The organism is Vibrio sp. TH_r3, from assembly GCF_033101115.1.
Lineage (GTDB): Bacteria > Pseudomonadota > Gammaproteobacteria > Enterobacterales > Vibrionaceae > Vibrio.
In genome coordinates, this window is record NZ_JAWMPW010000047.1 from 1 (window position 1) to 9,458 (window position 9,458).

The window sequence follows — 9,458 nt, forward strand, 5'->3', positions numbered from 1 at the left end:
GAGCGTATGCTCGTTTTTTTCTCTGAGATAGCTTAAATCTCGATATATCTTATTAGAATCCTGCCATTTTTTATTGCTTACTCCAATCGATTGTTCACTTATCTATTGTCCACCTATGATTTTTGAACACTTTTTTACTTTTCACTCCACTACTCCTGACTGATTACATGACAATAATCGCTTAGTTTCGTTGTGTTTTTATGAGTTAACCATCTTGATAGTCTAAAATTACTTTGATGTGAAAGTAAACGTCAGTCTCTATTAGTGTGATTTATATCACATAATTGCCAGGGTTTATATCTTTGTTGGCGTCTTTCTGTAAATAATAAAAAGGAAATTAATTAGAGTTCAAACTAATATTTAGGAGAAATGATGTGCTCTCAAACAGCGAGAGAATCGTTTGGTAAGTCTGCAATAGAAGGATTAGCCAACTCAATATCTTGGCAATTTAGTGTGCCTAGTATCAAAGATGGCTTGCAGGTGAATAGACTTATTGCTGAGTCACCGCCACTTGATACTAATTCGGCTTATTGTAATTTTTTACAAACCACACACTTTCAAGATACATCGATAGTGGCATATTTTCAGGGTGAGCTAGCCGGTTTCATTTCTGGTTATTTGAAGCCTAATGATCCAAAGACGTTGTTTATTTGGCAAGTTGCAGTCGCATCGAAATATCGAGGACAAGGTTTAGCTAAAACCATGTTGAGTGAGTTACGTGCACGAAACTGTTTACGTGATATCACCGCCATTGAAACAACGATTACTAAAGACAATAACTCTTCATGGGCACTTTTTAAAACATTAGAACGAGAAAGTGAGCAAGAAAGCTTAGTTAGTGTCTTCCTCGATAAAGAGCTCGACTTTAAGGGCCTCCACGATACTGAATACCTATATCGACTTCCTTTAACTCCACATAACGAAACAAAAAAACTAGAAACGGAATAATCATGGATATTTTTAAAAGAAAAGAATCAAATGTTCGCTCTTACTCAAACAGTTTTCCGGTTGTTTTTTCAAAAGCAAAAGGCTGTTGGCTAGAAACAGATGTTGGTGACTATTACCTCGATTTCTTAGCTGGAGCTGGGTCACTAAACTATGGACATAATAATCCTATTTTTAAACTTGGGTTACTCGAGTATATCGAAAAAGATGGCATCACCCATGGACTCGATATGCACTCGGAAGCAAAAGCGGATTTTCTAGAGGCACTTGAACAACATATATTCAAACCTCGTAATCTTAATTACAAAGTTCAATTTACTGGGCCAACTGGAACCAATGCAGTGGAAGCTGCATTAAAACTTGCTCGGAATGTAACAGGCCGTAGCAATGTGGTGGCGTTTACTAATGGCTTCCATGGTTGTACTAGTGGTGCACTTGCGGCTACAGGTAATCAACATCATCGTCAAGGTGCAGGTACCACATTGAATGATGTAACTCGTCTTCCTTTTGATGGTTATGCCGGTGTTGATGGACTCAAACTATTCAGTGCAATGTTAGAAGATAATTCATCAGGTATTGATAAGCCAGCCGCGGTACTACTAGAAACAGTACAAGGTGAAGGTGGACTAAACGTTGCCTCTGATGAGTGGCTTCAAGAGCTAAGCCGTATCTGTAAAAAAAATGATGTTCTACTCATTGTGGACGATATTCAAGCGGGATGTGGTCGAACTGGTACCTTTTTCAGTTTTGAATCTTCGGGCATTAAACCCGATATGGTAACGCTATCAAAATCGGTTAGTGGTTATGGTTTACCAATGGCGATTGTACTGTTGAAATCGGAATTAGATGCTTGGAAACCTGGTGAACATAATGGGACTTTCCGTGGAAACAATCATGCTTTTATTACCGCAACTAAAGCCATTGAAACTTATTGGTTAGATGACAAATTTGAACAGCATATTAAGCAATGTGCCGAAACGGTTTCCGACAATATTAATACTATGTTGAACCGCTATCCTGACCTGTTTTCACAGAAAAAAGGTAAAGGGATGATGCAGGGGATTGAATGCGAAAGTGGTGAGTTTTCTAGCCAAGTAACGAAAGCATGTTTTGACCGAGGCTTAGTAATAGAAACTGCTGGACCGAACGGAGAAGTGATAAAGTTTTTCTGCCCATTGACGATTACTCAAGAAGAATTAGAACAAGGAATGAGTATTTTTTCTGACGCAGTAGAAGCAGCCGTTGCCTCTCAATTTAAAAAAGCCTCGTAATGGAGAATCTAGAATGATTGTAAGAACATTAGAAGAATGTCTGAATAGCGAAAGAACGATTTCCACCGATACTTGGCAAAGTGTCCGCATGTTACTTAAAGATGACAATATGGGTTTTTCTTTCCACATTACAACAATTTATAAAGCAACTGAGACGCATATACATTATAAAAATCATTTAGAATCAGTATATTGTATGAGTGGTGAGGGCGAGATAGAGGTTATCGGTGGAGAGACCTATCCAATAAAACCTGGCACCTTGTATATCCTTGATAAACACGATGAGCACTATTTGAGAGCTTACGATCAAGAAGATATGGTGATGGCTTGTGTCTTTAACCCTCCAATCACTGGTCGTGAAACACACGATAAAAACGGCGTGTATCCGATAGTTGATTAAGCATGAATCAGAATAAAAGGAGGCGAATGTATTTTCTTCCTTCTTTTGTCTATAAGCGCTTTGCTCTGGAGCGGTTGTCTTTCATTGCAATACCGTTTTATTACTATTTTAGTTGAGTCACAAAGGCGCCTATAGACAAAAGCCTAAATAAACAGTTCGTGTAAATAAAAATAATTGTAAATAAAAAGGTTACTTATGAATTATACCGTAGAAAAAATCGGCGGTACTTCAATGTCAGCATTCGATACTGTGCTGGATAACATAATATTGCGCCCTTCATTGCGTGAGAACTTATACAACCGAGTATTTGTTGTATCTGCTTACGGTGGATTTACGGACGCATTGCTTGAATGTAAACGTTCAGATAAACCAGGCGTGTACCAATTAATCGTACTAAATGATGATGCTTGGGTCGATGCGTTAGATGCCGTTGAACAAAGAATGTTATTAGTTAATGACAATATGTTTGCTGATCCAATGGATCGAATGCCTGTAGATGAATTTATTCAGTCTCGCGTGGCAGAAGCAAAGACATGCATTAGTAATATTCTGGAAGCTTGTCAATTTGGTCAATTTTCACTGTCAGACTATTTACCTCAGGTAAGAGAATCTCTTGCGTCTCTTGGTGAAGTACATAGTGCGTACAATACTTCGATAAAATTAAAGCGTTTAGGGGTTAATGCTAAATTTGTTGATTTGTCGGGGTGGAATAGCACAGAACTGCCTGACACCATTGACGATACTATTCGTCAAGCTTTTGAATCAATAGATGTGAGTAAAGAATTACCTATTGTTACTGGCTATGCAGCTTCAAAAGAAGGGGTAATGTCTCAATTTGATCGTGGTTACAGTGAAATGACCTTTAGCCGTGTTGCATCGGTAACAAACGCTGATCTAGCCATCATACATAAAGAATATCACTTTAGTTCTGCCGACCCTCGACTTGTCGGTGCAGATAAAGTGCAACCTATCGGTAACACCAATTATGACGTTGCTGACCAACTTGCTAATTTGGGAATGGAGGCAATTCATCCCAACGCTGCTACAGGGTTGAGAGAAAGTGGTATCGAGTTACAAATAAAGAATACTTTTGAACCCGAACACGCAGGTACGCTTATCTCTGATAGCTACCACCCAAAAGAAAAGTGTGTAGAAATCATCGCAGGCAAAGAAAAAGTATTTGCGATACATTTGTTCGACCAAGATATGGCATGCCAATTGGATAATGCAAGTTTAGAGTTTATACAGATCATTACTAACTCGGATGTTAACTTAATTAGTAAAGAGATGAATGCCAATTCAATGACTTATTATTTGACTGGTGACACGGAAAGCATTGATGGTGTACTTGACCGTGTACAACAACATTTTCCAACAGCAACGATTAAAGTTCAGGTTGTCGCGGTGATATCGGCTATTGGTTCACTTCTGGATACAAACCAAGCATTAGCAAGAGGAACCAATGCATTGATAGAAGAAGGTATTGATCCTGTCGCCTTGCAGTCATCAATGCGTAATGTAAGTGTTCAATATGTGGTAGAAGAAGATAAATATAAGCAAGCTATTTGTATTATTCATGATGCGCTATGCAATGATAACTCAACAAATGTTATGCTTAATGTTGCCTAGTTGTTTTAACAGCATTCGAAAATAGATCCATTGTTCTTGATAGACCTGATTATCAAAGGTCCACATAAAGCCCTATCGTTTAATACTCGATAGGGCTTTATTTATGTGAGAGAAGAACGAACAGATATATTGTTATTTTGGTTGGATTTTTTCTAATAGCACACCTGCTTCCATGTGGTGGGTGTAAGGGAATTGATCGAATAAAGCAAACCGCGTGACAGTATGAGTGGTAGATAGTAAGGCTAAATTTTCTTTGAGTGTTTCTGGGTTACAGGATATATACATGATACGTTCGTAACCTTGGACCATTTTACAAGTGTCTACATCCATACCTGACCGGGGTGGATCAACAAAAATAGTGTTGCAATTGTAACTTTGTAGATCGATATTTTCTTGTTTCAAACGTCTAAATTCTCGCTTACCTTCCATCGCTTCGGTAAAGTCTTCGGCTGACATTCTAATAATTTGCACGTTTTCTATTTGATTAGCTGCAATATTATATTGTGCTGACACAACGGATGGCTTGGCGAGTTCTGTTGCTAAAACACGTTCAAAGTTTTGTGCTAATGCCAGTGAAAAATTACCATTTCCACAATATAACTCTAACAAATCACCTGAACTGTTTTTAGTGCAATCAACGGCCCATTCCAACATTTTTTGAGCGACGATCCCGTTTGGTTGGGTAAAGCTATTTTCTACTTGTTGATAAATGTATGTCTGCCCGTGAACCTTTAGTTTTTCAACAACATAGTCTCTATCTAAAACGATTTTCATTTTGCGAGCACGACCAATGAGGTCAAGATGAAATCCCTTATCATTTAGTTGAGCTTTTAGATTTTTGGCTTCTTTCGTCCACGAGTCATCAAGTTGACGGTGATAGAGCAACGAAATAAGAATTTCACCACTTAAAGTGGAAAGAAAATCCACTTGGAACAGCTTTTTGCGTAAAACATCGTTAGTTTTAATTGATTCAAGTAGAACAGGCATAAGATCATTGATGATTTTGCTAGCTGTCGGAAAACTATCCACACGATATTTCTCGCGTGTTGCTTGATCAAACATAATGTAATAAAGATCGTCACCTTCATGCCAAACTCGAAATTCAGCCCTCATACGATAGTATTTTTCTGGAGACTCAAATACTTCTAATTCTGGCACATCGTATTCGGCAAACATTTTTTTAAGGCATTCAGCTTTCTCATTTAACTGTTGGTGATAGTGATTAGGATTAACGTTCAGGCTTGCCATAGATATACCATTAGATAGAAACAAAGGAGCGCAGATTTTATTCAATCTAGAGTGCTTGTCCAGCATTCATATGAATAAGTTTCATGCCAACCTTAAAATAATAGCACTAGACAATTAATATAATGATAATTAGTATCATTGCGAAACTGGTGAGGGTGGCATTCAGCCACTGCCTTAATAGGGAATCTGGTGAGACTCCAGAACTGACGCGCAGCGGTAAAAAAGAACGAACATCTAAGGTGAAAACCACACACTACGATATTCAATAGATGAATACGTGGGAAGTGAGATGCTAGGAGACCAAGTGATTTTTGGTCGTGCTTTTAAGTCCGAATACCTGCCAGTAGGTAAGTGAATACACACTTACTCAGATTTACGCGAATAGGGTTTACTTATGAACAAATCTATAATAGCGGCCACAGTGGCTTCGCTAGTCTCGGTTCCATCTTTATCTTTTGCACAATCTTCTTCTGATGTTGAAACCATGGTCGTTACTGCTAATCGGTTTGAGCAAGCTGAGTCCTCTACGTTTGAACCAATTTCGGTTGTCACTCGTGAAGATATAGAAGTGTCTCAAGCTAACTCATTGACTGATATTATTAAAAGGCTTCCAGGTGTAGAAGTCGCTCAAAATGGTGGCAGAGGTCACAATGCATCGGTTTATATTAGAGGTACTAATAGTGACCATGTCTTAATTCTTGTTGATGGTATTCGTATTGATAGTGCCGCAGGGGGCGTCGCTTTAAATAAATATCCAATAGGTTTAGTGGAGCGAGTCGAAGTTATTAGAGGTCCGGTCGCCGCTAAATATGGTTCTGATGCTATAGGTGGTGTTATCAATATCATTACTCGTTCTAATAGAGGGAATGAGAGGAAGCAAGTAACGGTTGGTATCGGTTCAAATTCCCAAAAGGAAAGTAATTTTTCTGTAAAAACAGACGTGAATGAAAATGGACACCTGCAAATAGCCGCGGGCTATGAAGAAACTGATGGTTACGATATTAAAGATGACGACTCTAGTATTGATTATGGGTTTGATTCAAAAAATGGAATGGTTGGATATGAACATATTTTTAATGACCATGTAACCTTTTATGGGTCAGCTACTTGGTTTGATAGTTTAGTTGAGTATGATTCTTATGGTTTAAACTATGGATCTTCTGAGAATGAAAGCTTTACGGGATTAATAGAATATAAAAACGAACAACTTGACTCGAGAATAAGCTTGAATCATCAGTTGACAGAAAATGCCGATTATTCATTAGGTGAAACAAAAGATACCGCAAGTACATTTGCTGAGATCACCATGACTCAGCTGCAATGGGCAAACCAATACCAGTATTCAGATCAAGTTACTATTTCTGGTGGTATAGAAGGAAGAAGAGAATCATTAGGAGATGATGCTATTAGTTATGGTTATGCACATAGTCTAGCGGGCGAAAGTAGAGATACAACAGGTATCTTTTTATCTGGTTCATTTATCGAAGGTGATTGGGGAATGGAAGCAAGCCTTCGTCATGATAAGCACGATGAATATGATTCATATACAACGTGGTCTTTAGCTACAGGTTACCAAATAGATGATAACCATAGAATAAGAGCGAGCTATGGCACAGCATTTAAAGCACCAACATATACTGATTTAACGACAACTCCAGATTTGAAAGAAGAAACATCCGATAATATAGAAATTGGAGTGTCTGGGGATTATTCGTTTTTCAATTGGAACTTGGCTGCTTATAAAAACGATGTGAAAAATTTGATTATTTGGTATCAATATCCGGAATATAATTGGTATTCTGATAATGTGGATGCAGAGATTAAAGGTGTCGAGTTAGATGTTAGTTTTGCAACTGGTCCTGTATATCATACTTTTGTGGCTGAATATAAAGAACATGAAGACGCCAATAATGTCCAGTTAGCACGTCGTGCAAAAGAAAACTTTAAATGGATTAGCTTTGTATCATTAGGAAGATTTGATATAGAAACAACCTATATCTACACTGGTAAGCGATTAAATTTACCCACACCACAACCTGACGCAGATGATTATATTGAACCATCTAACTTGTGGGACTTATCAGTTAGTTATTGGGTTAGCGATGATTTTGTTTTGAGAGGCAAAGTAAATAATGTCTTTAATGAGCAATACGAAACTGCAATTGGTTATGCTGCTCCTGATAGAGAATATTATGTAAATGCTACTTATGAGTTTTAGCTTATAAAAAACCGCCTTCGGGCGGTTTTTTATTTAGGACTAGACAATGAAAAATAAGTTGCTTATGTTGCGTAGAGCTAGAGCTAGAGCTAGAGCTAGAGCTAGAGCTAGCGTATGATTAGTTGGGTTATTTTAGCTAAGGATGTTTCGTGTTGCAGCAACCTACGATCTTAATTTTTGATTCCGGTGTCGGTGGCTTATCGGTATATCAAGAAGTAAAAAAGAAACTACCCAATTCCAATTATATTTATGTGTTCGATAATCAGGGTTATCCTTATGGTGAACTTGACCACGATGTACTAATTAGTCGAGTTATCAATTTGATTCGTTCGGTTGTACAAAGGCATAAGATTGATATTATTGTTATCGCTTGCAACACGGCTAGTACCATCGTTCTTCCTTCACTACGTCAATTATTTTCTATTCCTATCGTTGGTGTTGTCCCAGCGATCAAACCAGCTTCAATGATTGCCCAAAAATCTATTGGTCTTATCGCAACGCCTGCGACTATTTCCAGAAAATATACTCATCAACTAATTGATAAATTTTCTCCTAATACACAAGTATTATTATTAGGAACGACAGAATTAGTCCATATCGCTGAGGCTAAATTACGTGGCGAATTTATATCTGTGGACCTCATTCGGCGTATATTAACGCCGCTAATTCACAAGATAGATGTTGCAGTATTAGGGTGTACTCATTTTCCGTTATTAAAAACAGAGATTAGCCAAGTATTTGGTGAAAATGTACAACTAGTTGACTCAGGAAAAGCAATAGCCACTAGAGTGTATTCTTTATTAGAAAATAAAGATGATAAAGAAAGGGAGAATACAATGGTAAGGGGATTGGCGTACAGTAGTGCTACTCCGTGTAACGAAGTAGCACTAAATAAAGCTTTTCAAGTACTAAATTTTACAACCATTAAGACAATTCAGCTTCAGGATGTTTAGGATCATTTGCAATACGTATTTTTAATGTACGCTGCATATAATCCTTATCGTTAAGTTTTGAAATGACATTGTCAACGTCATTACTTGCCATTACTACAAATCCAAAACCGCGGCGTTTTCCTGTGCGCTTGTCTTTCATTAGGCGAACAGCAAAAACTTCACCATGCTCAGAAAATAAATCACGAACATTAGCTTCATTTGCTTTATACGGAAGATTTCCAACATAAAGAGTTTTAGTTGACGGTTTGTCTTTTGGCGTTTTAGGGGAAGAAGTGCGTGAAAGGTTAAAAATAAAAGCGGATGCAATAACACCTATTATAAAAGATATTGCTGGAGGAGTTGTCTCTGCGGCCGTGTAAAAGATTATGGCACCGAGAATGATTAAAGCGATTGTTAAAAAAATAAATTTTTTAGAGTTCATATTTGAATACAACGTCTAGTTATAGAGAATTAAATGGAATGTGAAGCTAAATATAAAAATAAATAGCTTTATGAATATTACGGCTAACGACTGATAATTTCCAACCTATTGATGTGACTCTGCTCAAATGTTTAAATTTTATGCAAAAAATAACGGTTTGAGTGTTTTTTCAGCATATAAAAAAATAATTGAAAAAAGATCTTGCCAGAAAATAAAACCTACCTATAATGCGCCCTCACCAACACGGAGTATAGCAAATAACAACGTGAATTGGTTTTGAATAAAGGTTAAAAAAAACCTTGACTCATGAAGAAGGAAGCGTAAAATACGCATCCCTAACTAGCAAGCCAAATAAGAATTGCTTAGTTAAAAT

Annotated in this window: 8 protein-coding genes and 1 riboswitch; of the genes, 6 read left to right on the plus strand and 2 right to left on the minus strand. The window is 37.4% G+C overall.

Annotated features, from left to right (window positions below; translation table 11 throughout):
* Positions 1-372: 372 nt before the first annotated feature.
* The 4 genes from ectA to R3X26_RS18490 all read left to right on the plus strand — a co-directional run bounded on the left by ectA (position 373) and on the right by R3X26_RS18490 (position 4,245).
* Positions 373-948 (plus strand): diaminobutyrate acetyltransferase, encoded by a 576-nt coding sequence (gene ectA / locus R3X26_RS18475; RefSeq protein ID WP_411572436.1) that lies wholly within the window; start codon positions 373-375, stop codon positions 946-948.
* Positions 949-950: 2 nt separating this feature from the next.
* Entirely contained in the window at positions 951-2,216 is a 1,266-nt protein-coding gene (gene ectB / locus R3X26_RS18480) for a diaminobutyrate--2-oxoglutarate transaminase (RefSeq protein ID WP_317718798.1), read from the plus strand.
* Positions 2,217-2,229: 13 nt separating this feature from the next.
* Complete coding sequence (locus tag R3X26_RS18485) at positions 2,230-2,616, plus strand: ectoine synthase (protein ID WP_317718799.1); 387 nt, start codon at positions 2,230-2,232, stop codon at positions 2,614-2,616.
* 195 nt (positions 2,617-2,811) lie between these two features.
* Entirely contained in the window at positions 2,812-4,245 is a 1,434-nt protein-coding gene (locus R3X26_RS18490) for an aspartate kinase (protein ID WP_317718800.1), read from the plus strand.
* A gap of 132 nt (positions 4,246-4,377) precedes the next feature.
* On the opposite strand, the gene trmA is transcribed toward R3X26_RS18490, so the two are convergent.
* Positions 4,378-5,493 (minus strand): tRNA (uridine(54)-C5)-methyltransferase TrmA, encoded by a 1,116-nt coding sequence (trmA, locus tag R3X26_RS18495; protein ID WP_317718801.1) that lies wholly within the window; start codon positions 5,491-5,493, stop codon positions 4,378-4,380.
* A gap of 130 nt (positions 5,494-5,623) precedes the next feature.
* Positions 5,624-5,853, plus strand: a riboswitch (cobalamin riboswitch).
* 34 nt (positions 5,854-5,887) lie between these two features.
* Here trmA and R3X26_RS18500 point away from each other — a divergent pair.
* Both R3X26_RS18500 and murI read left to right on the plus strand, forming a co-directional pair.
* The gene (locus R3X26_RS18500; protein WP_317718802.1) at positions 5,888-7,711 is read left to right on the plus strand and encodes a TonB-dependent receptor domain-containing protein; all 1,824 of its coding nucleotides are present in this window, start codon (positions 5,888-5,890) and stop codon (positions 7,709-7,711) included.
* Positions 7,712-7,860: 149 nt separating this feature from the next.
* Positions 7,861-8,664 carry a glutamate racemase gene (gene murI, locus R3X26_RS18505; RefSeq protein ID WP_317718803.1) on the plus strand — a complete coding sequence of 268 codons (804 nt, stop codon included), beginning with the start codon at positions 7,861-7,863 and terminating at the stop codon, positions 8,662-8,664.
* On the opposite strand, the gene R3X26_RS18510 is transcribed toward murI, so the two are convergent.
* Complete coding sequence (locus tag R3X26_RS18510; protein WP_317718804.1) at positions 8,636-9,085, minus strand: RNA-binding protein; 450 nt, start codon at positions 9,083-9,085, stop codon at positions 8,636-8,638. The two genes, murI and R3X26_RS18510, sit on opposite strands and share 29 nt — an antisense overlap.
* Between the last annotated feature and the right edge of the window lie 373 nt (positions 9,086-9,458).